The organism is Streptomyces collinus, assembly GCF_031348265.1.
GTDB lineage: Bacteria > Actinomycetota > Actinomycetes > Streptomycetales > Streptomycetaceae > Streptomyces > Streptomyces collinus.
In genome coordinates this window covers 1002215-1026406 of the sequence record NZ_CP133771.1, presented here as the reverse complement: position 1 = coordinate 1026406, position 24192 = coordinate 1002215, and the positions used below count along the sequence as shown (strand labels likewise).

The 24192-nt window shown below is 73.3% G+C and carries 22 protein-coding genes; 8 read left to right on the top strand and 14 right to left on the bottom strand.

Annotation, left to right across the window (positions count from 1 at the left end; genetic code table 11):
- Positions 1–34: 34 nt before the first annotated feature.
- The 4 genes from RFN52_RS04600 to RFN52_RS04585 form a co-directional block, all read right to left on the bottom strand.
- A complete protein-coding gene (locus RFN52_RS04600) occupies positions 35–958 on the bottom strand; it encodes a sirohydrochlorin chelatase (RefSeq protein ID WP_033307137.1) in 924 nt (307 codons plus the stop codon).
- 110 nt (positions 959–1068) lie between these two features.
- The gene (locus RFN52_RS04595) at positions 1069–2055 is read right to left on the bottom strand and encodes an N-acetylglucosamine kinase (RefSeq protein WP_184842682.1); all 987 of its coding nucleotides are present in this window, start codon (positions 2053–2055) and stop codon (positions 1069–1071) included.
- Complete coding sequence (locus RFN52_RS04590) at positions 2052–2729, bottom strand: uracil-DNA glycosylase (protein ID WP_184842679.1); 678 nt, start codon at positions 2727–2729, stop codon at positions 2052–2054. The genes RFN52_RS04595 and RFN52_RS04590 overlap by 4 nt, the downstream gene beginning before the upstream one ends.
- Before the next feature lie 83 nt (positions 2730–2812).
- Positions 2813–3970: a WD40/YVTN/BNR-like repeat-containing protein gene (locus RFN52_RS04585; protein ID WP_184842676.1), complete on the bottom strand. Its 1158-nt coding sequence runs from the start codon at positions 3968–3970 to the stop codon at positions 2813–2815.
- 213 nt (positions 3971–4183) lie between these two features.
- Between RFN52_RS04585 and RFN52_RS04580 the strand changes: the two genes are divergently transcribed.
- Positions 4184–4768 (top strand): Rv1733c family protein, encoded by a 585-nt coding sequence (locus RFN52_RS04580; RefSeq protein ID WP_184842673.1) that lies wholly within the window; start codon positions 4184–4186, stop codon positions 4766–4768.
- Positions 4769–4777: 9 nt separating this feature from the next.
- Here RFN52_RS04580 and RFN52_RS04575 read toward each other — a convergent pair whose 3' ends face one another.
- Positions 4778–6793 (bottom strand): HEAT repeat domain-containing protein, encoded by a 2016-nt coding sequence (locus RFN52_RS04575; RefSeq protein ID WP_184853790.1) that lies wholly within the window; start codon positions 6791–6793, stop codon positions 4778–4780.
- 164 nt (positions 6794–6957) lie between these two features.
- Positions 6958–8643, bottom strand: a complete 1686-nt coding sequence (locus tag RFN52_RS04570; RefSeq protein WP_184842669.1) for a DNA alkylation response protein — start codon at positions 8641–8643, stop codon at positions 6958–6960.
- Between the two features lie 74 nt (positions 8644–8717).
- On the opposite strand from RFN52_RS04570, the gene RFN52_RS04565 reads away from it, so the two are divergent.
- Positions 8718–9476, top strand: coding sequence for a PaaX family transcriptional regulator C-terminal domain-containing protein (locus tag RFN52_RS04565; protein ID WP_184842666.1), 759 nt, complete (start codon positions 8718–8720; stop codon positions 9474–9476).
- Positions 9477–9550: 74 nt separating this feature from the next.
- Here the strand turns inward: RFN52_RS04565 and RFN52_RS04560 are convergent, their stop codons facing one another.
- Positions 9551–10339, bottom strand: coding sequence for a pectate lyase (locus RFN52_RS04560; RefSeq protein WP_184842663.1), 789 nt, complete (start codon positions 10337–10339; stop codon positions 9551–9553).
- Positions 10340–10695: 356 nt separating this feature from the next.
- Between RFN52_RS04560 and RFN52_RS04555 the strand changes: the two genes are divergently transcribed.
- Entirely contained in the window at positions 10696–12036 is a 1341-nt protein-coding gene (locus tag RFN52_RS04555; protein WP_311240889.1) for an extracellular catalytic domain type 1 short-chain-length polyhydroxyalkanoate depolymerase, read from the top strand.
- Positions 12037–12057: 21 nt separating this feature from the next.
- Here the strand turns inward: RFN52_RS04555 and RFN52_RS04550 are convergent, their stop codons facing one another.
- Complete coding sequence (locus tag RFN52_RS04550) at positions 12058–13137, bottom strand: NADH:flavin oxidoreductase/NADH oxidase (RefSeq protein WP_184842657.1); 1080 nt, start codon at positions 13135–13137, stop codon at positions 12058–12060.
- Between the two features lie 120 nt (positions 13138–13257).
- Between RFN52_RS04550 and RFN52_RS04545 the strand changes: the two genes are divergently transcribed.
- Positions 13258–13608: an ArsR/SmtB family transcription factor gene (locus RFN52_RS04545; protein WP_184842654.1), complete on the top strand. Its 351-nt coding sequence runs from the start codon at positions 13258–13260 to the stop codon at positions 13606–13608.
- A 173-nt stretch (positions 13609–13781) separates the two neighbouring features.
- Here RFN52_RS04545 and RFN52_RS04540 read toward each other — a convergent pair whose 3' ends face one another.
- Positions 13782–15125, bottom strand: coding sequence for an FAD-dependent oxidoreductase (locus RFN52_RS04540; protein ID WP_184842651.1), 1344 nt, complete (start codon positions 15123–15125; stop codon positions 13782–13784).
- A gap of 209 nt (positions 15126–15334) precedes the next feature.
- On the opposite strand from RFN52_RS04540, the gene RFN52_RS04535 reads away from it, so the two are divergent.
- Entirely contained in the window at positions 15335–15793 is a 459-nt protein-coding gene (locus RFN52_RS04535) for a DUF6214 family protein (RefSeq protein WP_184842648.1), read from the top strand.
- Between the two features lie 113 nt (positions 15794–15906).
- Here RFN52_RS04535 and RFN52_RS04530 read toward each other — a convergent pair whose 3' ends face one another.
- The gene (locus tag RFN52_RS04530) at positions 15907–16560 is read right to left on the bottom strand and encodes a DUF305 domain-containing protein (protein WP_184842645.1); all 654 of its coding nucleotides are present in this window, start codon (positions 16558–16560) and stop codon (positions 15907–15909) included.
- A gap of 190 nt (positions 16561–16750) precedes the next feature.
- Between RFN52_RS04530 and RFN52_RS04525 the strand changes: the two genes are divergently transcribed.
- Positions 16751–18253: an LVIVD repeat-containing protein gene (locus RFN52_RS04525; RefSeq protein WP_184842642.1), complete on the top strand. Its 1503-nt coding sequence runs from the start codon at positions 16751–16753 to the stop codon at positions 18251–18253.
- Here the strand turns inward: RFN52_RS04525 and RFN52_RS04520 are convergent.
- The 4 genes from RFN52_RS04520 to RFN52_RS04505 form a co-directional block, all read right to left on the bottom strand.
- A complete protein-coding gene (locus RFN52_RS04520) occupies positions 18241–18927 on the bottom strand; it encodes a TetR/AcrR family transcriptional regulator (protein WP_184842640.1) in 687 nt (228 codons plus the stop codon). The genes RFN52_RS04525 and RFN52_RS04520 overlap by 13 nt on opposite strands.
- 245 nt (positions 18928–19172) lie before the next feature.
- Entirely contained in the window at positions 19173–19841 is a 669-nt protein-coding gene (locus tag RFN52_RS04515; RefSeq protein WP_184842637.1) for a phosphatase PAP2 family protein, read from the bottom strand.
- A 157-nt stretch (positions 19842–19998) separates the two neighbouring features.
- Positions 19999–20934 (bottom strand): M56 family metallopeptidase, encoded by a 936-nt coding sequence (locus RFN52_RS04510; RefSeq protein WP_184842634.1) that lies wholly within the window; start codon positions 20932–20934, stop codon positions 19999–20001.
- A 172-nt stretch (positions 20935–21106) separates the two neighbouring features.
- Complete coding sequence (locus tag RFN52_RS04505) at positions 21107–21655, bottom strand: DUF5134 domain-containing protein (protein ID WP_184842631.1); 549 nt, start codon at positions 21653–21655, stop codon at positions 21107–21109.
- A 149-nt stretch (positions 21656–21804) separates the two neighbouring features.
- On the opposite strand from RFN52_RS04505, the gene RFN52_RS04500 reads away from it, so the two are divergent.
- Positions 21805–23469 carry an FUSC family protein gene (locus RFN52_RS04500; RefSeq protein WP_184842629.1) on the top strand — a complete coding sequence of 555 codons (1665 nt, stop codon included), beginning with the start codon at positions 21805–21807 and terminating at the stop codon, positions 23467–23469.
- A complete protein-coding gene (locus tag RFN52_RS04495; protein ID WP_184842626.1) occupies positions 23466–24140 on the top strand; it encodes a MarR family winged helix-turn-helix transcriptional regulator in 675 nt (224 codons plus the stop codon). The genes RFN52_RS04500 and RFN52_RS04495 overlap by 4 nt, the downstream gene beginning before the upstream one ends.
- Positions 24141–24192: the final 52 nt, after the last annotated feature.

Here is a 24192-nt window from a genome sequence, read left to right as displayed (position 1 = left end):
CGGGCCTTCACGGCGTTGCGCGCAGCGCCCCGCGTCAGCGCACCGGCGTGCTCTGCGCCTGCTGCGGGGCGATGCCCAGCGCCGTCGTGTACTTGGCCAGGGCGAGCTTGCCGATCGCCGGGTACGCGCCGAGCGACTCGGCGGCGGAGCAGCCGGCCTCCTTCGCGGCCTCCTCGATCAGGCCCTGCTCGATCTCCGGGCCGATCAGATACGGGGCGAGCGCCAGCTGCTGAGAGCCGGAGGAGCGCAGCTGCTCGGCGACGGACGCGATGGAGCCCTCCTGGTCCAGGGCCGCGGCCATCACCGGCACGGCGAGGCGTGCGGCCAGCAGCATGCCTGTGATGCCGGCCGCCTGCACGGCCTCGTCACCGCCCACCGACGCCAGGACGATGCCGTCCGCGGCGGTCGCCACGGTGAACAGCCGGGCACGGTCCGCACGGGCCAGGCCGGCCTCGGACAGCCGCACGTGCAGCGCCTCGGCGAGCAGCGGGTGCGGACCGAGGACGTCGGTCAGCTCGGCGGCGACCCGGCTCTCCATGAGGGCCTGGCGGACCTGGCGCAGCAGCGCGCTGTCCGGGCCGGCGAGCAGCGGCACGACGACGGCGACGGGGCCGTCGGGCATCTTGACGTCCATGCCGGCGGCGCGGGCCTGCTCGAAACGGGCGGTGCGCTCCTCGGCGGCGTGCACGAGCACGGCCTGCAGCGTGGGGAACTCCGCGTTGTCCCCGTCGAGGTAGCCGATGCGGGCATCGAGGCCGGGCAGCTCGGAGCGGGCGATGCTCACGACCTCCTCGGCGAGGCTGCGCGTGGCGCTACTGGGCGTCCCCGGCACGGCGAGGACGAGCGCCGGCGCGCCCTCGGGAGCAACCAGCGGCTCGGGACGGCGGTGCCGTCCGGGCTGGCGGGGGCGCGGCATTCGTACGGGCAGGCCATCCGCGGGCCCAGTGGGGGAACTCATGGCGCCGCATGTTACTGGCTTCTTGGGTTCCCCTGTTCGGGGAGGGTGCAGGTGAGCGGTATCCGTCCTGTTTTGTCTGATGTGTTACGTGCCGATGGGATGTGATCGGATCAATCACCCGGACGGGTGGTCACGGACAGCATCGTCTCGTCACCCGGCAGCGTGAGCGGACCCGTGCTCAGTTCCGCCGCGATGCGTACCGCGCCGTGCAGCGGGTCGCCCTCGGCCGGCACCCGCCGAACCTGCGGGAGCCGCCGCGTCAGTTCCTCGTCCAGTGGCCCGAGCAGCGGGTCGCCCAGCTTGAACAGGCCGCCGGTGACGGCGACACGCGGCTCACCGCCCGCGGGGCACACGGCCGCGGCGGAGTCGGCCATGTGCCGGGCGGCTTCCCGCAGGATGCCCGCGGCGACGGGGTCCTCGCCGGCGCAGGCGGCCACGCGGGGTGCGAAGGAGGCGAGTGCGGCGGGCCGGTCGGGACGGGGATACAGCGCGCCGGGCAGCCCGACGACGGGCCCGAACACCTCCTGGGCACAGGACAGCAGCCGGGCCGAGCCGCCCTCGCGCCCGTCGTGGGCGCGCAGCGCCGCCTCCAGGCCGGCCCGCCCGATCCAGGCGCCGCTCCCGCAGTCGCCGAGCAGATGCCCCCAGCCGTCCGCACGCCGCCAGCCGGTCAGGTCGGTGCCCACGGCGATCAGTCCCGTGCCGCCGGCGATCACGGCACCGGGCCGCGGCCCCAGCGCGCCCATGTAGGCGGTCACGGCGTCGGCGGCCAGGGCGACCCTGCGCACGCCCCACTCCCGGGCCAGGGTGCCCGGCAGTTCGGCGCGCAGTCCGGCACCCAGGGACGCCAGCCCGGCAGCGCCGACGGCGACGGCGGTCAACGTCACCGCTCCCGCCTCGGCGGTCAACGCGCGCACCAGCGGCACGAGTTGCTCCATGAAGTGCCCGGGATCGATGCCCCGGTCACCGGTGCGGACCGGCTCACCGGACGCCCGCCGGGCCAGCGGTCCGCGCTCGGCGGTCCCCACCACGGCCCGGAGCCCGGAGCCGCCGGAGTCCACGGCGAGGAACCCGGACTCCTCCGACGCCCCGCTCACGGCAGGCGCCAGTCCACCGGTTGGCCGCCCTGGCGGATCAGCAGGTCGTTGGCCCGGCTGAACGGGCGGGAGCCGAAGAAGCCCCGGTCGGCCGACATGGGGGAGGGGTGAGCGGACTCGACGGAGGGCAGGTCGCCGAGGAGCGGACGCAGATTGCGGGCGTCACGGCCCCACAGGATGGACACCAGCGGCTTGCCGCGCGCCGCCAGGGCCCGGATGGCCTGCTCCGTGACCTCCTCCCAGCCCTTGCCGCGGTGGGCGGCGGGCTTGCGCGGGGCGGTGGTCAGGGCCCTGTTGAGCAGCAGCACGCCCTGCTGCGTCCACGGCGTGAGGTCACCGTTGGACGGCTGAGGGAGCCCCAGGTCGGTGTTCAGCTCGCGGTAGATGTTGATGAGGCTGCCGGGCAGCGGCCGCACCTCGGGCGCGACCGAGAACGACAGCCCCACCGCGTGCCCCGGAGTGGGGTAGGGGTCCTGACCGACGATCAGGACCCGTACGTCGTCGAAGGGCTGCTGGAAGGCCCGCAGGACGTTCGCCCCGGCCGGGAGGTAGGTGCGTCCCGCGGCGATCTCCGCGCGGAGGAAGTCCCCCATCGCGGCGACGCGTTCGGCCACCGGCTCCAGGGCTTTCGCCCAGCCCGCTTCGACGATCTCATGCAAGGGTCGTGGTGCCACGGGCGTCACCCTACTGCCGTACGGGCAGCGGCGATCAACCGGTGGCCAACGCCTGTGCGCAACTTTCCCCCCGCGTCCGCGCCTCAGCCGACGAGCGCGGCCCGCACGCAGAGCACGTCCGGCAGGTGCGAGGCGAGCTGCTGCCAGCTGTCGCCGTCGTCCGCCGACGCGAACACCTCGCCGTTGCGGTTGCCGAAGTAGATGCCCGCCGGGTCGGCGTCGTCCGTGCACATCGCGTCGCGCAGCACCGTGCCGTAGTGATCCTCCTGGGGCAGGCCCGCCGAGAGCGGCTCCCAGCTCTTGCCCGCGTCCGCCGTCCGGTAGACCCGGCACCGGTGGTCGGCCGGGACCCGGTCGGCGTCGGCGTTGATCGGGAACACGTACGCCGTGTCGCCCCTGTGCGGATGCGCCACCGCCGCGAAGCCGAAGGTGGACGGCAGGCCCTCGCCGATGTCCGTCCAGTGCGCGCCCGCGTCGTCGCTGCGGTACACCCCCCAGTGGTTCTGCAGATACAGCCGGTCCGGGCTGGCGGCATCCCTCGCGACCTTGTGCACGCACTGGCCGAACTCCGGGTTCGGGTCGGGCAGGAACACCGCGGACACACCCGAGTTGGAGGGGGTCCAGCTCGCGCCGCCGTCCAGCGTGCGGAACACACCGGCGGTCGAGACGGCGACCGTCACCGCCCGCGGGTCGCGCGCGTCGGTGAGCACGGTGTGCAGCCCCTCACCGCCGCCGCCCGGCACCCACTTCGACCGCGTGGGGTGCTCCCACAAGGGCCGGACCAGCTCGAACGTCTCCCCGCGGTCCTCCGAGCGGTACAGCGCGGCCGGTTCCGTCCCCGCGTACACCACGTCCGGCTCGGCGGCGGCCGGGTGCAGCTGCCACACCCGCTCCAGGGACGCCCCGGTGTCCTGGGGGAACTTGACCGCCGGGCTGGCCGGTTCGGTCCAGGTGCGGCCCAGGTCGTCGGAGTGGAACACGGACGGGCCCCAGTGCGAGCTGTCGCCGCCGGCCAGCAGCCGCGGGGTCCCGGCCCGGGTGTCGATGGCGACCGAGTACACGGCCTGCGCGTTGAAGTAGGGGCTCTCGTCGAACTCCCAGGTGCCACCACCTCGCCGGCGCCCGATGAACAGGCCTTTGCGCGTGCCCACGGCGAGCAGTACCTCGGTCATGCCGATCACCTCCGCGGCGTCTTCGTCGACGCCTTCGTCCCGGACATCGGCCAGTCTGCACCCCGCCACTGACAGTCACCTCCGGGCCGTGCTCCGCCGCAGGTCAGCGGGGTGTCGGCGGCGCGGGGGCAGAGGCCTGCGCGACCCCGTCCCGCAGGGTGCGGGCACGTGCGGGGACCGTGGGGACCGTCACGCCGGGTAGGTGCAGTGAGCATCCAGGCGCCGCCGTCCGTATGGGGAGGGCGGCGAGATGGTCGTGGGCTCGTGAGGAGGAGGCCTTCGATGGCGTTACGTGGTCCGAAGGTGTGGCTGTGGCGCTGGCGGCGCAATCCGCTCAAGCGCCGTGCCGACAGGGTGGAGGCCTGGGTCGTCCTGGGCGTGTGGACGCTCACCGTGCTCACCGGGGTGCTGGCCGGGACGTCGGTGAGCCGTTCCGTGGAGGACGGACTGGCCCGGGAACGCGTCGAGTGGCGCCCGCTCGTGGCACGGCTCGCCGAGCGCGCTCCGGGGACGGCCACCGAGAACGCCCGGGTGTCCCGCGCCGAGCAGGTGTGGGCGACGGCACGGTGGACCGCCGCGGACGGCTCCCGGCGCTCCGGCCAGCTGCGGGTCCCGGCGGGCAGCGCGGCCGGCGCCCCGGTCACCGTGTGGACGGACTCCGAGGGCCGCCAGGTCACCCGGCCCGTCACCGCGTCCCAGGCCCGCGTGCGGGCGCTGCTGATCGGCGGCGTGGCGGGCCTGTGCGGCGCGGCCGTACCCCTGATCGCCGGCCGTGCCCTGCGCGGCCGCCTGGAGTGCCGCCGGATCGACCAGTGGGACGCGGAGTGGGCCCGCTTCGGCCCGATGTGGGGGCGTACGGCGGGGTGAGGCGAGGCCCTACCGGTGCGCCTGCCCGGCCAGCGCCTCCCGGCACTCCCGCAGCAGCCCCAGGTCCTCGCGTATGCCGTGGCTGCCGGAGCCGGGGCGGTGCCGCCGGGGAGAGGCGAGCTCCGCCCGGAGCATGTCGTGCAGGGGAGCCCCCGCCGGTCCCAGTGCCGAGACGTTCGCGGCGATCGTTCTGCGGGTGCGCGGGTGTTCCGCCCACATGGAGCGCAGCACGGGGAGGAACCCTTCCGGTTCCCCGGTGGTGCGCCACACCGCGCACGCGGCCGTGGCCCGCGCCCACGCGTCCCCGGAGCCGGCCATCTCGCGCAGCCCGGGCAGGGCCGGACGGGCCGCGGGGCCCAGCCGCCCCAGTACGGCCGCGGCACCGCGCCGCCGGCCGCTCGTGGGGCCCGTCAGCTCCCGCAGCAGCACCGGCAGCACGGCACCCGCGTCGCCCGTGACCGACCACAGCGCGTCCGCCGCCGCGACGGCGCAGTCCGTCTCCAGCAGTCCGCGCAGATCCGGTATCGCCTCGCGCGCGCCGCCGCCGAACACGCCGAGGGCACGGGCCGCGGCTTCCATCACGGCATCGCGCCGCCGCAGCCCGTCCGGCAAGCCGCGCAGCAGACGCAGGACCGTGGGCAGGGAGTCGGCGTCGCCCAGTGCGGCGAGGGCCGACAACAGGGGAACCGCCCGCTGGTGGACGTCGGGCGCGTCGAGCGGCACGCGGGCGAGCCGTCGCCGCAGCGCCGGGGCGAGCGGCAGGGCGGCGCGGCCCAGGTGGGGAATCACCAGCCCCAGGTCGTCCGGTACGACCGGGCCCGCCAGCACCTCGGCCAGCACCGGTGTGGCCCGCGGGTCCCCGGTCCCGGCCAGGGCCTTGAGCGGACCGCCCAGGGCGGGAGCATTCCGCTCCCGGTGCCGTATGCGCAGCCCGGGACGGTACGTCACCAACGCGTGCAGGTGGTCGGCGGCGGGTGCGGCCAGCTCGCCGAGCTCCACCAGGACGGTGACCGCCGCGTCGTGCAACCGGCCCTCTTCCGCGCCCAGTTGGCCGCCGATGAGGATGACCGGCTCCACGTGGCCGGCACGCCACTCGCGGAACAGCCCGGCCGACATCCACACGCCGTTGCACCGGTCGAGGGGATCAGGACTGGTCAACTGCCCACACAGCAGAGCTGTGCGGTCGGCCACCCGGCCGCCGAGCGCGGAGTGCAGGGTCCGCAGCAGCCGGGAGCCCTCCTCGTCCGAGGGACGCAGCCGCTGCAGCCGGCCGGCGAGCGTGTCCGGTCCGGGACAGCCGTCCGCGTGTCCCGCGGAAGTCCGCCGCCCGGATCTGTCCCTGAGCAGCCGGACGACGGCCGGTACGAGATCGGCGGGGAGCAGTTCCGGGGCACACCCCGCGAGCTGGCCGAGTGCGGCGAGCCGGAGCCCGGGGCCGTACGGGGGCCTGCTCAGCTCGGCCAGCAGGCGCACCGCCTCGGCGGCGTGGGCATCGCTGGTCAGGCGGTACCGCTGCGCGAACAGGCCGAGGCTCTCCGTCAGGGCGAGCAGGACCCGGTCGTCCCGCTCCACGGTGATCCGCTCCCGCACCAGGGCCAGCACCCGCGCCGGTGGGCCGAGGAACCGCACCAGCGCCCCGGGAACCGCCCCGCGCACCGCCGGGTCCGCGTCCCCGGCGAGCCGGACGAAGACACCGGCCCGCGCGCGCAGCGCCGCGCGGGCCCGCGCGGCGAGATCACCGCGGGCACCACTCGCCTCGCCGATGCTGACGAGGAGCTCCACGATCCCCGCCCGGTCCCGCACTTCCTCCCGGACGGCGAGCGCGAGGAGAATCGGAACACAGGCGAGCGTCGAGTCGTACACCTCGCCCCGGTGGTGCACTGCGCCGTACATCCCGTCGAGCGCGGTCTGCCGCTCGGCCGGGTCGGCGGAGGCCAGTCCCCGCAGTAATCCGGGAACGTCCTCCGCACTGCCGTACGCGTGGCGCAGCGAGGCCCAGTCGACCTCGTCGATCCCCCTGAACACCTTGTCCTCCCCCAGACGATGTGCCATCTGACGGGGAGTCTGCACCACGGCACTGACAACGAAGCGGAACCGCGAAGTGACTGTGCGCGAACTGTGCGCATGATGGCTGGAGTTCGAGTGGGCCAACCCCGCCCCCGTGAGCCCGCCCCCGTGGGCCCGCGTCGTCAGCCCGCCCCGGCGGCCGGGCCTTCGCCGGGCAGCGCCCGCTCCACGATGGTGTCCAGGCCGGCCGTACGGGGCAGCGTCCCGAACGCGTGCCCCCAGTCACCCCCGAGCCGCGTGGCGCAGAACGCGTCGGCCACCGCCGGCGGGGCGTGCCGGACGAGGAGCGACGCCTGGAGCGTCAGCGCCATCTGCTCCACGAGACGGCGGGCCGTCGTCTGCGATGCCTCGGACAGCCCCGTCCTGAGCCGCGTCACGGCCCCGTCCAGCCGGGCGTCCGCCCCCCGGGCGAGATCGAGCTCGTCGAACAGGGCCTCGGCGGTGCCCGGTTCGCGGCTCAGCGCCCGCAGCACGTCGAGGGCGTTGACGTTGCCCGAGCCCTCCCAGATCGACAGCAGGGGAGCCTCGCGGTAGTGCCGGGGCATGCCCGAGTCCTCCACGTAGCCGTTGCCGCCGAGGCATTCCAGGGCCTCCGCGGTGAACGCCGGGCCCCGCTTGGTCACCCAGTACTTGCCGACGGCGGTGGCGATCCGGCGGAAGGCGGCCTCACCCTCGTCCCCGCGGATCGCCCGGTCGGCCGCCCCGGCCAGCCGCAGGGTGAGCGTCGTCGCGGCCTCGGACTCCAGCGCCAGATCGGCGAGAACGTTGCGCATCAGCGGCTGGTCCACGAGCCGTGCGCCGAACGCGCTGCGGTGGCGCGCATGGTGCCCCGCCTCGACCAGGGACGTGCGCATCAGCGCGGCCGACATCATCACGCAGTCCAGCCGGGTGCAGTTGACCATCTCGATGATGGTCTTCACGCCCTGGCCCTCCGGCCCGACCAGCCAGGCCACCGTCCCGTCGAACTCGGGCTCGGAGGAGGCGTTGGACCGGTTGCCCAGCTTGTCCTTCAGCCGCTGGATGCGGAAGGTGTTGCGTGTGCCGTCGGGCAGCACGCGCGGCACCAGGAGGCACGACAGCCCGCCCGGAGCCTGCGCCAGGACCAGGAACACGTCGCACATCGGCGCCGAGGTGAACCACTTGTGCCCGCGCAGCGTGTACACCCCGGGCTCCGCCGAGGGCGTGGCCGTCGTGGTGTTCGTCCGGACGTCGGAGCCGCCCTGCTTCTCCGTCATCCCCATGCCCGCCAGCAGCCCCCGCTTCTCCGTGGGCTCCCTCAGGACGGGGTCGTACTCCCGGCTCGTCAGCAGCGGCTCGTAGAGCTTCGCCAGCTCCGGCTGGGTGCGCAGCGCGGGGATCGCGGCGTAGGTCATCGACGTGGGGCAGCCGTGCCCCGCCTCGGTGTGGCCCCAGACCAGTCCGCCGGCGGTCCTCGCGACATGGGCGCCGGGCCGGTCGTCCGCCCAGGGCGAGGCGGCCAGACCCTCCGCGATCGCCGTGCGCATCAGGTGGTGCCAGCTGGGGTGGAACTCGACCTCGTCGACGCGGTTGCCGTACCGGTCGTGCGTCCGCAGCTCCGGCTCGTGCCGGTTGGCCAGGTCGGCCCACTCCTGCGCCTGGGCACTCCCGGCCTGCCGGCCGAGCCGCCGCAGGTCCTCCTCGGCCCACTCGGCGCCCTCCCGCCGCAGCCCCTCCAGCAGCGCCGTGTCGTCCGAGGCGTCGTACGGGGTGAGGGGCGGGGCCTGGTTGGTGACGTCGTGCGTGGCGGATCCGCCGTACGCCTGATGTTCGTCCGGTGTCGAGACCATGCCCGAGTGTTGCACTCTGGCTGCGGTCGCAGCAATACTGCAACACGGAAGGGTGCCGCGTACAGTACGTGACCATGCCGATGAACGTCCCGGCGCGGTCCGGCGCGCTGGATCTGCGCCCGCTGTCCGCCCGGTCGGCCGTGCTGAGCCTGCTGCTCGGGGCCCATCCCCCGGAGCTGCCGGTCAGGGAACTGGTGCGGCTCATGGAGGGATTCGACGTCGGCGGCTCGACCCTGCGGGCGGCGCTCAGCCGGATGGTGACCGCCGGAGACCTGCGGCGTACGGACGGCGGCTACCGCCTCAGCGACCGGCTGCTGGACCGCCAGCGCCGCCAGGACGACGCCGTGCACCCGCGCACGCGCGCGTGGGACGGCGACTGGGAGATGGCCGTGATCACCGTGACGGGACGCGGGCCCGCCGAACGCGCCGACCTGCGCACGAGGCTGACCGCCCTCCGGCTCGCCGAACTGCGCGAGGGTGTCTGGCTGCGACCCGCCAACCTGACCCGTGCCCTCCCCGGCGACCTGGAGCAGGTGGTCCGGCACTACACGGCCCGCCCCGCCCGGCCCCCGGCCGAACTGGCCGAAACGCTGTGGCCGCTGGAGGGCTGGTCCGCCACGGCACGGGCCCTGCTCGCCCACATCGCCGATGAGACCCGCCCGGCCGGCCGCCTGACCGCCTTCGCCGCCGTGGTACGGCACCTGCTCGCCGACCCCGTGCTGCCGCCCGGGCTCCTGCCCGCAGGCTGGCCCGGCGCCGAACTGCGCGCCGCCTACACCGACTACCAGCGGGATCTGATCGGAGAGGTACGCGCGCGCGTGCGCGGCACCTGACGCGAACGGCCGTGCGCAGCGCCCGCCGGGACGCTCCGCACGGCCGCCTTCACCGTGGGGGGAACCGCTGCGGACTACCTGTAGGTGATGTCCGAAGTGCTGTAGAGGCAGTTCTTGCTGTCGGGTCCCGAGCCGACGGCGCTGTTGTTGTTGTACTTCTGGCAGGGCACGACCTTGCGGCCGGCATCGTTGCGGATCGTGATGTTCCGCAGGGTCGCCACGTCGTTGCGGTTGACGTTGATGCCGACGAGCCGCGCTGTGGAGCCGGTGCCGGTCACGTCGACGGTGTTGAGGTTGACCTTGCGCGTGTACTGCGTGGAGCAGTCACCGCAGGAGCGGTAGAGCGTCTTGAACTCCTGCACCGCGAAGTTGGAGACGGTCAGCGTGCCGCCGCCGTTGTGCTGGAAGACCTTGTCGGCCGCCTTCTTCGCGCCGCCGCCGATCACCTGGTAGGTGGCGCCGTTGCCGCCGCGGAAGGTGGCGGCGTCCTCGCCGACGTCCTCCCACCAGACGTTCTGCAGTGTGCAGCTGCCCTCGCAGTGGACGCCGTCGGCCGCGGGGGCGCCCAGGATGACGTTCTTCAGCACCGCGCCGTCCGCGAGCTTGAAGATCGGGTCCTGGCCCTCCTCCTGGCCGTCGCCGGCCAGTTCCCCCGTGCCGTAGTACCGCTTCATCCCGTAGTCCTTGGTGCCGGACACGGAGATGGTGGAGGAGGTGCCCTGACTGCCGTTGGGGGTCGGCCAGGTCGCGGCGCTCGCGGTGGGCGCGTGGGTAGTCATGATCATGCCAACCGACAGGCCGAGTGTGGCCAGTGCGCCGGTCAGTGCGCGCCTGCGGGCGCGCGGACGTGTCGCAGAAGTCATGTCCCGATTCCTTCTGTCGTGGGGGTGGATGGGGGTCTGGGGCCTCCGGCGCCCGGGCGTCCCGTGGGGGGTGTCGTCATGGAGCCTGGCAGAACATGTACATGAACGTCGTTCACGGATCTGCTGATTGCGCGCGCTGAATGTGCCCCGCTTGCGCTGACGGGTCACACTGCTGAACGGAACGTAGGGGGCAAGCGCTTTCTAGTCAACGCCTCGCGCAGAACACTTTCGGCCGCTCCTGGTCAGGTCGCCGACGGTGTGGGAGCGCTTCCATGCGAGCCATGTCCATGTCACCATGCCGAGCGGACCGCTTCCCTTCACGAGAGGGCGAGTCGATGAACCGAAGGAACCCGGACGTGCCCGCCACCGCCCGCCCCGCCGCGAGGAGACGCCCGTGGCCGGCACTCCTCGGGCTCGTCGCCGCGCTGCTCTCGCTGCTCACGGCCACCGCGCTCACAGCGCCCGCGGCCGTCGCCGACGAGCCGGCCCGCGAATCCGGCCGCGCCGGGGCCGTGCCCGCCGCGGCCCTCACCGAAGTCACGAACTTCGGAACCAACCCCAGCAACCTGCGGATGTACCTGTACGTACCGGAGAGCGTCACGCCGAAGCCTGCCGTCGTGGTCGCGGTGCACTGGTGCACCGGCTCGGGCCCGGACATGTACAACGGCACCGAGTACGACACGCTCGCCGACCGGTACGGGTTCATCGTGCTCTACCCGTCCGTCACCCGCAGCAGCAAGTGTTTCGACGTGTCCTCGCCCCAGGCCCTGCGCCGCGGCGGCGGCAGCGACCCCGTCGGCGTCAAGTCGATGATCGACTGGGTCACCCGCACCTACGACGCCGACACGAGCCGGGTGTTCGCCACCGGCATCTCCTCCGGCGCGATGATGACGAACGTCCTGCTCGGGGTCTACCCGGACGTCTTCGCGGCGGGCGCCGCCTTCTCGGGCGTCCCGTTCGGCTGTTTCGCCACCACCGACGGCTCCGAGTGGAACAGCGCCTGCTCGGGCGGCACGATCACCCGCACCCCGAAGGAATGGGGCGACCTGGCCCGGGGCGCGTACCCCGGCTACACCGGCCCCCGGCCCCGGATGCAGATCTGGCACGGCACCCAGGACGACGTCCTGCGCTACCCCAACTTCGGGGAGCAGATCAAACAGTGGACGAACGTGCAGGGCGTGAGTCAGACGCCCACCGGCACCGACACGCCCCAGTCCGGCTGGATCCGCACCCGCTACGGCGGTACGGGTGACCGGCCCCCCGTGGAGGCCGTCAGCCTCCAGGGCGTCGGCCACAACCTCTACGCCCAGGGCATGGCCTCCCGCGTGCTCACCTTCTTCGGCCTGGACGGCTCGGGCCCTGCTCCCCAGCCCCAGCCCGGCGCGTGCAGGGTGAAGGTGTCGGTGAACGCCTGGAACACCGGCCTGACCGCCTCCGTGACCCTCACCAACACCGGCACGACGACCGTCGACGGCTGGAAACTCGCCTTCACGCTGCCCGCGGGGCAGACGGTCACGGGTGGCTGGGGTGCCACGTACACGCCGTCGTCCGGCTCGGTCACCGCCGCCAACGTCGCGTACAACGGCACCATCGCGCCGGGCGCGAGCGTGAGCATCGGATACCAGGCGAATCACGGCGGCGACAGCGCCGCCCCGGCCGCGTTCACGCTCAACGGGACGGCGTGCGCGGCCGGTTGACGTACCTTGCGGGGTGCGGGATCAGACCGACCGGTGGTACTGGTCCGGCACCCGCACCTCACCGCCGAGTTCCCGTGCCGCGTGCCGGGCCCAGGAGGGGGTGCGCAGCAGCTCGCGGCCCAGCAGGACCGCGTCCGCCTCGCCGTTGGCCAGGATCTTCTCGGCCTGCTCGACGTCGGTGATGAGTCCGACGGCGGCGACGGGCAGGGACGTCTCGTTCCGCACCCGGGCGGCGAAGGGCACCTGGTAGCCGGGGGTCGTGGGGATGCGGACCCCGGAGGCGTTGCCGCCGGTGGAGACGTCCAGCAGGTCGATGCCGTGGGCTCGCAGATCGGCCGCGAAACGGACCGTGTCGTCCGCGGTCCAGCCGCCGTCGTCGAGCCATTCGGTCGCCGAGACACGGAAGAACAGCGGCTTGTCGTCCGGCCAGACCTCCCGCACGGCGTCGACGACTTCGAGGGCGAAGCGGGTGCGGTTCTCGTACGAGCCGCCGTAGGCGTCGGTGCGGTGGTTGGAGTGCGGGGAGAGGAACTCGTTGATCAGGTAGCCGTGGGCGCCGTGGATCTCGGCGATCTCGAAACCGGCGGCGAGTGCGCGGCGGGCCGCGGCGGCGAACTGCTCGACCACATCCTTGATCTGGCCGGTGGTCAGCTCGTCCGGGACCGGGTGCCGGTCGTCGAAGGCGAGCGGGCTCGGGGCGACCGGCTGCCAGCCGTGCTCGTCCGGACCGACCGGGGCCCCGCCCTTCCAGGGGCGGTCCGTGGATGCCTTGCGGCCCGCGTGCGCGAGCTGGATCGCCGGCACCGTGCCCTGTGCGGTGAGGAAGCGGGTGATGCGACGGAACGCCTCGACCTGGGTGTCGTTCCAGATGCCCAGGTCGTAGGGGGAGATGCGGCCCTGCGGGGACACCGCGGTCGCCTCGACGATGATCAGGCCCGTGCCGCCGGCGGCACGGGCGGCGTAGTGCGCGAAGTGCCAGTCGGCGGGGACTCCGGCCTCCGGGCCCTCCGGCGCCGCCGAGTACTGGCACATCGGGGGCATCCACACGCGGTTCGGGATCGTCAGCTCGCGCAGGGTGAAGGGTTCGAAGAGCGCGGTCACGGCGGACTCCATTCGTCACGGGGGGCCGATGTCGACTCGTACGATAGGCATCGTAGTACGGCGGATGTCAAACTACGATGCTTCTCGTACTATGGGGGTTCCCGAGGAAGTGGAGCCGCCGTGTCGTCGCCCGCCGTCAGCAGTCGTGACCTGCCGCATCCCGCGCGTGACGAGATCCGGCTGGAGGGGGTGCTGCACGCGCTCTCGGATCCGATGCGGTTGCGGATCGTGCTGGAACTGGCCGGGGCGCGGGGTGAGTTGTCCTGCTCGGACTTCGAGCTGCCCGTCACCAAGTCGACCACCACCCATCATTTCCGGGTGCTGCGGGAGAGCGGGGTGATCCGGCAGGTGTACCGGGGGACGGCCAAGATGAACGGGCTGCGGCGGGACGAGCTCGACGAGCTGTTCCCGGGGCTCATGGGTGCCCTGCTCGCTGCGGCGGCCCGGCAGGCCGTCCGTCTGGCTGGCTGAGGTACCCGCGGGGCATGCGGCCCAGGTGACTCCGGCATCTTGGGAGCGCGGCGCCACACTCACGCCTTGATCGGGCATCCATGGTGCAAGGGGCCAAGGGGCCAAGGGGCCAAGGGGCCAAGGGGCCAAGGGGCCAAGGGGGCAAAGGGCTAAGGAGCTGAAGATCTAGAGGGCTAAGGGGCCTTGCCCTCCGCGGCCTGCAACAGCGACTGCCAGTCCGGGAGTTTGACCACACCGCGGCCCAGCGAGGCTCCCAGTTCCGCCTCTGCCCGCTCGATCGACTGCCAGCCCTGCCAGGCGACCGGGTCGGTCCCCGCCGCACGCAGGGCCGGGAGGGGGTCGTCGGGCACGGCCCGCAGGGCGAGGGCCGGTGCGTCCTCCAGGAGCGCCGTGGCCGTCTCCTTGGCGCAGGGGCGGTTCGTGCCGATGACGCCCGTGGGGCCCCGCTTGATCCAGCCCGCCACGTACTCGCCCGGAGTCACGACGCCCCCGCGCAGGACGCGGCCGGACCGGTTCGGGACGGTGCCGGTGGCCGGATCGAACGGAAGGCCCTCCAGGGGGACGCCGCGGTAGCCCACCGAGCGCAGGACCAGCTGTCCCCCGACGATCTCGTGGCGGCCCGTGCCCGTCACACCGCCGTGACCGTCCGGGGCCGTCCGCTCGAACCGCACCGCGCTCACGCGGCCCTGCTCGGCGAGCAGTTCGGCCGGGCGGAGGAAGAACCGGAGACGGATGCGGCGCGGGGCGCCTGTCGGGGGTGCCTCGGCCCAGCCGCGCAGGACCTCCACGTTGCGGCGCTGCGGGGCGGGCAGCGCGGAGGGGTCCGTGCAGTCCGGGTCCAGGGCCAGCTCCGCCGGGTCCACGACCACGTCGGTCTCCGGCAGGGTGCCCAGTTCGCGCAGCTCCTTGGTGGTGAACCGGGCCTGGGACGGGCCGCGCCGGCCCACCATGTGGATCTCGGTCACCCGGCTCTCCGTGAGGGTCGTCAGGGCCGCCTGCGGCATGTCGGTCGGGGTGAGTTCGGCCAGTCCCCGGGCCAGCATCCGCGTGACGTCCACGGCGACGTTCCCCACGCCGATGACTACGGCTGACCGGGTGTCCCGCAGGAATCCGGAGTCCACGGCGTCCGGGTGGGCGCTGTACCAGGACACGAACTGCGTCGCCGACCAGCTCCCCGGCAGGTCCTCCCCGGGGATGCCCAGGCGCCGGTCGGTTGCGGCGCCCACGCAGTACACCACCGCGTGGTAGAGCTCCCGCAAACGGGTGACCCGCACACCATCGGGGCCGATCTGCACGCCGCCGAGGAACCGGACCCGGTCGTGCTCCAGGACCGCGCGCAGGGTGTTCTGCAGCGACTTGATCTTCTCGTGATCGGGTGCCACGCCGTAGCGGACGAGGCCGTACGGGCACGGCAGCCGGTCCAGGACGTCGACGCGCACCTCGGAGTCCAGCTGGACGAGGCTCTGGGCGGTGTAGCACCCGCTCGGCCCGGAGCCTACGACGGCGACTCGCAGCACGGCGGAACTCCTTACCCGGGGGATCCGGCGGATCCCAGGAGAGCGCTGACGCCTCCAGCATCGCACCGGGCGGGCTCCGCTGACAGGGTGCAGTGCTCCACCCGCGGCGCGTGTCCGATCTATAGGGAATGTGATCATGCGGTTACGTTCAGTGTGTGCTGGAAGCATCCTTTCTGAATCTTTCTGATCGCTCTCCGGCGGACGGTGCGGTGTCCGTGCGCCCCGCATGGGAAGTGCGGGAGAACGAGGGCGCCACGCGGTGGTTCGAGTTCCGGCTGGCCTTCCCGGACGGCGCCCGCGTCGACGCGCTGGCCGTCGTGGGCGGCGGATGCGTCTGCGTCGAGGAGGTGCGCGCCCAGCCCGCGCTGTCCCTCGACGACCTGGCCGTGCTCGCCGACTGGATCGAGGAGGCGGTGGCGCGGGCGTGCGGTGCCGGACCCGGGCCGGAGGGCTGCGGGGCGCAGCGGCGCCGTGCCCGGCCGGCCTGGCCGCAGGGGGCGGAGGGGCGGCGGCTGGTGGCGCAGGAGTACCGCGCGGCCCAGCGGGGCGGTGCCGACCCGGTCCTCGCCGTGATGGGTGCGACCGGGCACAGCCGCCGTACCTCCCTCAGGCTGATCGGCCAGGCCCGGGACGCGGGCCTGCTGCCACCGCGCCGCGCCCGCCGCTGACCGTGCCGCGCCTGCCGCTGACCGCGCCGCGCCCGCCGCTGGCCGTGCCGCGCCTGCCGCTGGCCGTGCCGCGCCCGCCGCTGACCGCGGCGGGGCCCCGCCCCGGGGCGTGCTCAGAGCATGTTCCGCATCCGCGTGATCTCGCTCGTCTGCTGCGCGATCACCTCGTCGGCCATCTCCTCGACGCGGATGTTGTTGCCCTGCCCCTTCACGTCCGTGGCCATGGTGATCGCGCCCTGGTGATGGGTCGTCATCAGGGTGAGGAAAAGCCGGTCGAAGGCCTTTCCGTCTGCCGCGCGGAGTTTCTTCAGCTGGGCCTTCGTCGCCATGCCGGGCATCGTGGCGTGCTCGTGCCGCTCGGCCTTCAGTGGTCTGCCGTACGACTTCAGCCAGCCCTTCATGGCCTCGATCTCGGGCTTCTGCCCTGCCGCGATGCGCTCGGCGATCCGCTTCACGGCCGTCGACTCGGCACGCCGCGGGGTGAGTTCGGTCATCACCAGGGCCTGGGCGTGGTGCTCGATCATCATGCGGACGTAGGAGACGTCGGCCGAGTTGGGGGAGTCGTTCTCCGAGCGCTGGTCGGCGGCCTCCTCGGCGGACAGGGTGCGGTTCGCCTCGCCGGGCTCGCCCGGCGCGATCACGGCGGGTCCGTCCGCCGCGGCCGGCTCGCGGTCCGGGCCGGAGTCACAGCCTCCGGCCGCGAGCACGGCCAGGGCGACCAGCCCCGTCGTGACGGCGGACGCCCGAGACGCACGGCGGAAGAGCACAACGACCTCCTGTGGCAGGTGGGTTGGGACGCACCTCGTGTTGCGGACGACGTACTGGCACGCTTCCGCGGGTCATTGATCGGGAAACTTCATTGCGATTCTGTTGCCCCCTGTTGGTATGTGCATGGCGAAGACGATACTGCGTGGTGCGTGAACCGTTCCGCAGTGAACGGAACCAGGGAGGAAAACAGTGATCCTGTTGAACGACCGTAGAACACGCCGCAGACGCGTGGGAGTTGTGGCTGCCGCCGGTGGGCTGCTGGCCGCGCTCCTCACCGCGGCACCGGCAGCGGCCACCCCCGACCCGGGGGACGCGCCGTCCGCGCCGAAGAAGGTTTCCAAGAGCGCTCAGGCCGAGGTCCGCGAGGCCATCCAGAGCGGCGAGATACCCGGCCAGGACGAGATCGTCCACTCCGACAACATCCAGCACCTGGCCCACGTCCCCAAGGACGTGCTCCAGGGCACGAACTCGGACCTCGCCTTCCAGGGCAGGTACGCGTTCGCGGGCAACTACGACGGTTTCCGCATCTTCGACATCAGCAATCCCAAGGTGCCGAAGACCGTCGCCCAGGTGCTGTGCCCCGGCTCGCAGAACGACATCTCCGTCTCCGGCAACCTGCTGTTCCTGTCCACCGACTCCTCGCGCAGCGACAGCAGTTGCTCCAGCACCACCCAGCCGGCGACCGAGAAGTCCTCCTGGGAGGGCTTGAAGGTCTTCGACATCAGCGACAAGCGCAACCCCAGGTACGTCGCCGCCGTCGAGACCGCCTGCGGCTCGCACACCCACACGCTGGTGCCCGAGCGCCGGAGCGTCTACGTGTACGTCTCCTCGTACTCGCCGAACGCCGCCTACCCCGACTGCCAGCCGCCGCACGACGGCATCTCCGTCATCAAGGTGCCGCGCAGCGCCCCCGAGAAGGCGGCGGTCGTGGGCTTCCCCGTGCTGTTCCCCGGTGAGGGGCCGGACGGCGGCGGCAACCCGGGCGGACCCACCAACCCGGGCGTCTCCAAGACCACCGGCTGCCACGACATCACCGTGCTGCCGTCGAAGGACCTGGCGGCGGGCGCCTGCATGGGTGACGGCATCCTGTTCTCCATCAAGGACCCGGAACGCCCGAAGATCATCGACCGCGTGCAGGACAACGTCAACTTCGCGTTCTGGCACTCGGCGACCTTCAACCAGAAGGCGAACAAGGTCGTCTTCACCGACGAGCTGGGCGGCGGCGGCGCGGCCACCTGCAACGCGGAGATCGGCCCGGACCGCGGTGCCGACGGCATCTACGACGTGGTCGGCAAGGGCGACAAGCGCAAGCTCGTCTTCCGCAGCTACTTCAAGATCCCCCGCCACCAGGCGGACACCGAGAACTGCGTCGCCCACAACGGCTCGCTGATCCCGGTCAAGGGCAAGGACATCATGGTCCAGGCCTGGTACCAGGGCGGCGTCTCCGTCTGGGACTTCACCGACTCGGCCAAGCCGAAGGAGATCGCCTACTTCGACCGCGGCCCGCTGACCACCGACACGATCAAGTCGGGCGGTTCGTGGTCGGCGTACTACTACAACGGCTACATCTACTCGAACGAGTACGCGCGGGGCTTCGACGTCCTGAAGATCAAGGACCGGCGCACGGACCCGGCCCGCTGGGTCCACCAGCGTGAGCTCAACGTCCAGACCCAGCCGGACTACTTCGACTGACCCCGCGGGTCGCACTCCGGTGCGGCCCCGGTCGCGAAGAACCGCGACAGATCCATGTCGCCCCTCCCGCCGCAGGCTCCGGTCTCCGGCGGGAGGCCCAGCTCCCAGCCGAGCCGGTAGCGCTTGAACAACTCGGCGCGCAGCACCGGCACCGGCATCGGCGCCCCCGGCATCACGGCCGCGTACACCGAGCCCATCAGCAGGGCGCGCAGCATCGGGTAGTCGCTGTCGACGTCCGGAGACCCGTGCCGGACCATGGTGTCCCGCAGCAGCTCGGCCAGCCGCCGCTGCTCCGGGCACTGCATGAAACCCTCGGCCTGAAGGATCCCCGCCATGTGCTGGCGCATCAGCACGGGCCGGTCCCGGGCAAGGCCCAGGATCGCGTCGATGGCCCGGGCCATCCGCTCCCGGCCGTCCTCGGTGCGCGGCTCGCGCTCCAGCGCCTCCTCCAGCGTGCGGTGCATCAGCCGGTGCACGGCGGACTGCACCAGCTGGCGCTTGCCGGGGAAGTAGTACGACACCAGACCACGGGCCGACCCCGCCCGGTCCGCGATGTCACCCAGGGTGGTCGCGTCGTAGCCGCGCTCGCCCACCAGCTCGACCGCGGCCTGCAGGAGCCGCTCCCGGGAACGCCGCCGCAACTCTTCATTGACCGAGGCGCTACGCGGGGACATGCTGTAACTCCTGTGTTGACTGGCTGCCAGCCAACTATACTCAGAGCGTCCGGCCACGGCCTGTCAGGTCTGGGCCGGTGATGCCGTCTGCCTCGGGCGACGCGGGGGATCGTCCGAGGCGGGCGAGCAGGCGGATCCGATGGTGGCCTCGGGCTACTTGCCCCACATGTTCCAACGGGCGCCATGCGGAAATCCTGCGAGGACGCGTCGGGTCGAGCGGTGGGACCGGTGAGGCGCCCCCGGGTTCAGGGCTGCCGGTGGCGGTGCACCCACACCGCTGCGGCCACCACCGTCGTCCCCAGCAGCCAGCCGCCGACCACGTCCGACGGCCAGTGGACGCCGAGCCAGATCCGCGTCAGCCCGACCCCCACCACGGAGACGACGGCCACGGCCACGGCCGTGCGCCACACGACCGGGCCGACGCCGTGCCGGCGCAGGAGCCACAACAGCAGTCCGCACACCACCGTGGCGGTCATGGCGTGGCCCGACGGGAATGCCGAGTAGTGGGCCGAGTCGACGGGGTCGGGCCACACGGGGCGCGGGCGGTCCACCGCGGCCTTGATGCCCTGTTGCAGCACGGTGCCGAGGGCGACGGCCAGCGCCAGCCACAACGCCGTCCAGCGCGCAGCCTGCCGCACCACCAGCCACGCGACGACAGCCGCGCACAGCAGTCGCATCGTCCACGGATCCCACACCCAGTCCGTGAGGATGCGGCACGTCTGGGTGAGGACCGGTTCGTCGACCGCCCAGCGGTGGGTGGTGCCGGCGATGTCCCCGTCCGCGCCGATCAACGGGCTCCATCTGGCCGCGACGAGGGTCAGCAGCAGTACCGAGCACAGGCCCAGGACACCGGCGAAGCGGGCGGCGGTGTGGTGCTCCGGACGGGGCGGGGAGTCGAGGGACGAGGTGTGCATACAGCGATCCTCGCCGAACCGGGGGGTCCGGATCCAGTACGGCGACGATCTTCGGCTCTCGGGCAATCCACTTCGGCCATCGAGAGCCACCGGATCCGGGCCGGGCACACGCCTCGTCCGATGCCGGTCGCGGCCCGGACCCCGGCGGCCCCGTCGGTCATCCCAGCGCCCGCAGCCCCGGTACGAACGCCACCAGCACCGGCATCACCGGCACCAGCGCGGCCGCCGCCGTCAGCCGCAGGCGCCGGGCCGCGGTCAGCCGGTCCGGCGGCGTGAGCAACCGGTGCACCCGGGCCGGGACATGGGCCTGCGGTGTCGGGCAGGGCCCGAACACGCCGCGGTGCTCGTTCAGTTCGACCAGGGCCAGGGCGGTGGTCAGGCGGCCGAAGCGGCGCGATGCCGTGTCGTCGGCGGCGAGTTCGACCAGGCGGTGCATCTCGTCACGGAACGCGGCGAACACCGGAACCTGCGGAAATCCGCCGGCCAGGGCCGAGGAGCAGTTCAGCAGCCAGTCGTGCCGGGCCCGGGCGTGGCCCTGCTCGTGGGCGAGCACGGCGTCCAGCCGGCGGCCCTTCAGCCGGAGCAACGCGGCCGTGGTGACGACCAGTTGCGGGGGAGCGCCGGGCTGCCACCACGCGTCGGGCCGCTCGCTCTCCAGGACGACGAGCCGGCCCGAGACGGCCACCTCGCCCGGCAGCAGCGGAGCCCGGACCAGCAGATCGGCCCGTCGGCGGCGGCGCCCGGCGCGGGCCCGGCCGATCTCGCGGAGCAGCATCGCCGCGCTCCACAGCCCGCCGCCGGCCAGCGCGAGGGCGGTGGTCGCCGCCCAGGGACCCGCCGTGCCGAGGACGTAGGCCTCGACGACCGCGCGCGGGGCCGTCGCGAAGAGGTGCCCGCCGACCGCGTGCCAGGCCGCGGCCGCGCTGAGCGTCATCGACAGTGCGCAGCACACGAGGACGGTCGCCACGACGCACTGCCACACCCACAGCGCCACCACCGGCTCCCGGTCCGGCCAGTCCGCCCGGGCGAGCAACCGGGGGCCGACCACGGCGGTCAGGGCGCCGAGCAGCAACAGCGCGGCGGTGAGCATCATGAGGGCAGCCTATGAGCGCGGCCCTGTTCCGGGGTACGACTCGTGCCGTCGAAGTGACGCAGGCAACGGCTCCGTTGGGCGCGCCGGGCCGCTTCCGCTCACAGGGTCAGCAGCATGGCCACCGTCGCGTTCTCCTCACAGGGTCAGGAGCGCGGCCACCGTCGCGATCCCCTCACAGCGTCAGCAGCATCGCCACCATCGCGATCCCCATGGACAGCCGGCAGGCCCGCGCCAGTTCAGGCCGGTCGCCCCATCCGGCGGGGCCGCCGCCTCCGGCGACGGCGGCGACCGGCACCAGACGGACGCCGGTCAGCAGCACGTAACCGGCGAAGTACAGCAGCAGCGCGCCCGTCAGGAGCGGGACCCCCGATCCGCCCCGACCGTGCGCGTGTGCGGGCGAGCCGGCCATGACGAGGGACATGTAGACCATCGCCGCGGCCCCCACCAGGTGGTGGAGATGGTGCGCGCCGGCCCGTGCCGCCCACAGCGCGTGCACGCCCGCCGCCCCGAACACCGCCGCGTAGACGGGCCACGCCCACGAGGGCGGGGTGAACACCGCCGCCGGCACGGCCATCGCGGCCATCCCGAAGCCCATCAGCGCCTCGCCGCCCGCGGCACTGCGCTGCCCCTCGGCGCCGCTGCGCATCCGCGCCAGGCAGTAGGCGCCGGTCACCGCGCAGAGCGCCACCAGCAGCCAGCCGGACGAAGCCGGTCCGTGCACGCTTACCTCCCCCTTCGGCAGTCGGTCATTCGATGCCCGCGCCGTGCGGCGCGCACGCGAGCGCAAGGGTGTACACGGGGAGCATTCGGCGGAGCACGCCAGGCAAGGGGATACTCTTTACGAGTAAAACACCTGTTAATCTCGTGCTCATGAGCAGTGCGACACCCACCCCCGCCGCCCCACCCGCCCGGCGCCTCCCGCTGGCGGGGGTGCTGCGCCTCGGCAGGCCCTCGGAGATCTGGTTCAAGCCCGCGCTGAGTGTCGTCGCGGCGATCGCTCCGCCCGCCCTCATCCTGTCGGCGCTCGGCCGGCCCGGCCTCGTGATGTACGCGATGGCCGGATCCCTGTGCGCGCTGTACGCCCACAACCGCCCGTACGCCGCCCGGGCCGGCGTCCTCGCGTGGGTGGTGCTGGGCATGCTCGGCGGGGTCGCCGTGGCCCTGGTCGCGGCTTCGCTCACCGGCAGTGCCGTCGTCCTGGTCACCGTCGGCGCGCTGCTGGCCGCCGCGCAGAAGGTGCTGTGCGACGTCACCCTGGTCGGCCCGCCGGGCAACGTCGTCCTCACCTTCGTCAGCTCCGCCTCGCTGTTCGCACCGCAGACCCTCGGCCAGGTGCCCGGTCATCTGGCGCTGACCGCCGCGACGGGGGCCTGGGCCTGGCTGGTCTGCATGGCGCCCGCGCTCGTCCGGCCGCACGGACCGGAGCGCCGCGCCACCGCCGCCGCCCTGAAGGCCGCCGCCGTGTATGCCGACACCGGCGGCACGGGGGAGGGGCATGCCCGGGCCCGCGCCGCCGGTTATGCCGCGGTGCAGGCCGCCCGGCAGTCGCTGCTGTCCACCGGCGCCCCTTCCCGGACCAGGCGTGCCCTCGAACGGCTCGTCGTCCGCGCCGAGGTCGCCCTCGCGGCGCCGACGGAGGCGGACGCGGAGCGACTGCGCGTGTGGGCGGCCTCGCTGCGGGGCACCGGCCCCGTCCCGCAGGCCGGACCGGCGGACGCGGCCGCCGACGAACTGCTCGGAGTGGACGCCGCCCGGCCCCTCTCGGCGCGGCTCGGCCCGCTGACCCCGCTCGCGGTGCGTACCGCCCTCGGGTGCGCGCTCGCCGGCCACGCCTCGCTCGCCCTCGGGATCGGCCGCCCCTACTGGGCGCTGGTCACCGCCGCCTCGCTCTACCAGGCGAACCTCACCCTGACCTGGAGCCGGACCGTCCAGCGGGTGGTGGGCAACGTCGTCGGCGTGCTCGTCTTCCTGGCGGTCGTGCCGCTCGCGCACCTGGGGCCGGTGGCACTCGTGCTGTGCTGCCTCGCGTTCAGCTTCGGAGCGGAGGTGCTGATCAGCCGCAACTACTGGCTCGGCAGCGTCTGCGTGACACCCATGGCCCTGCTCATCACGGAGTTCGCCGGGCATCAGGAGCCCGGGGCGCTGATGACCGAGCGGGTCGTGGACACCGCCGTCGGTGCGCTGGTCGGGTTCGCCTCCGCCCTGGCCGTCACCGACCGGCGCGCGGGCGCCCGCGTCGAACGGGCGCTGACCGCCGCCGACCGGGCCCGCGAACACGCCGCCCGCCTCCTGGCCGGGCCGGACCCCGGCACCGCGGCCCTGGAATCCGCCCGGCGAGGCCTCGCCGTCGCCCTGGCCGAGCTGCGCGCCACGGCCGACGCGGCCGCCGGTGAATGGTGGCAGCGGGCCCTGCCCCAGGAGCGGGTCGTGCTCGCCGAACAGTCCGGACACCGTACGCTCGCCGCGACGGCCCGACGCCAGGGACTGCTCCCGGACCGGGACCCGGCCACCGAAACGGAGGACGCACGGCCATGACGCCGACCGAAGGACCACCGCCCACGGGGAACGACGCCGGCCCGGACCCGCAGCCGGGGACCGGGGCAGAGCCGGTGGCGGAGGGGCGTACGGCCGACGAGGAGGCGACGGCCGGAGGGGGTGCGGTCGAGAACGCGTCCGGTGAGGATCTCCCGGGCGGCGGGCGCCGGGGCGACACCGTCGCCGCCGTCGTGCGGCAATGGCGGGCCGTGCACCCCGGACTCGACACCGGGCCGATGGAGATCATCGGGCGGATCAACCGCTGCGCCGCCCTGCTGCAGCAGGCCGAGGACGCTCCGCTGCGCCGGGCCGGGCTCAGCCGCCCCGAGTTCGATCTGCTGGGTGCGCTGCGGCGTACCGGGCACGAACTGACGCCGGGGGACCTGGCCAGGGAGACCTTCTCCTCGGGCGCGGCCGTCACCAAACGCCTCAAGCAGCTGACCGAGCGCGGTCTGGTCGAACGACGGGGCGACACCCGCGACCGCCGGGTCGTCCACCTGAGGCTCACCGACGCCGGACGCGACCTCGTCGACGCGATCCTGCCCGTCCAGCTCGCCTACGAGACGGCCGTGCTGTCCGGCGTGGACGGCCCGGAGCAGGGTGAACTCGCCGCCTTGCTGGGTGAGTTGCTCAGCCAGCTGGAAGGGCGACTCGGCGTTCTGCGGGCCTGATCGCCCGCGAGCCGGCCGGTGGTGGTCCCGCCCGGCAGGGTGGGACCACCAC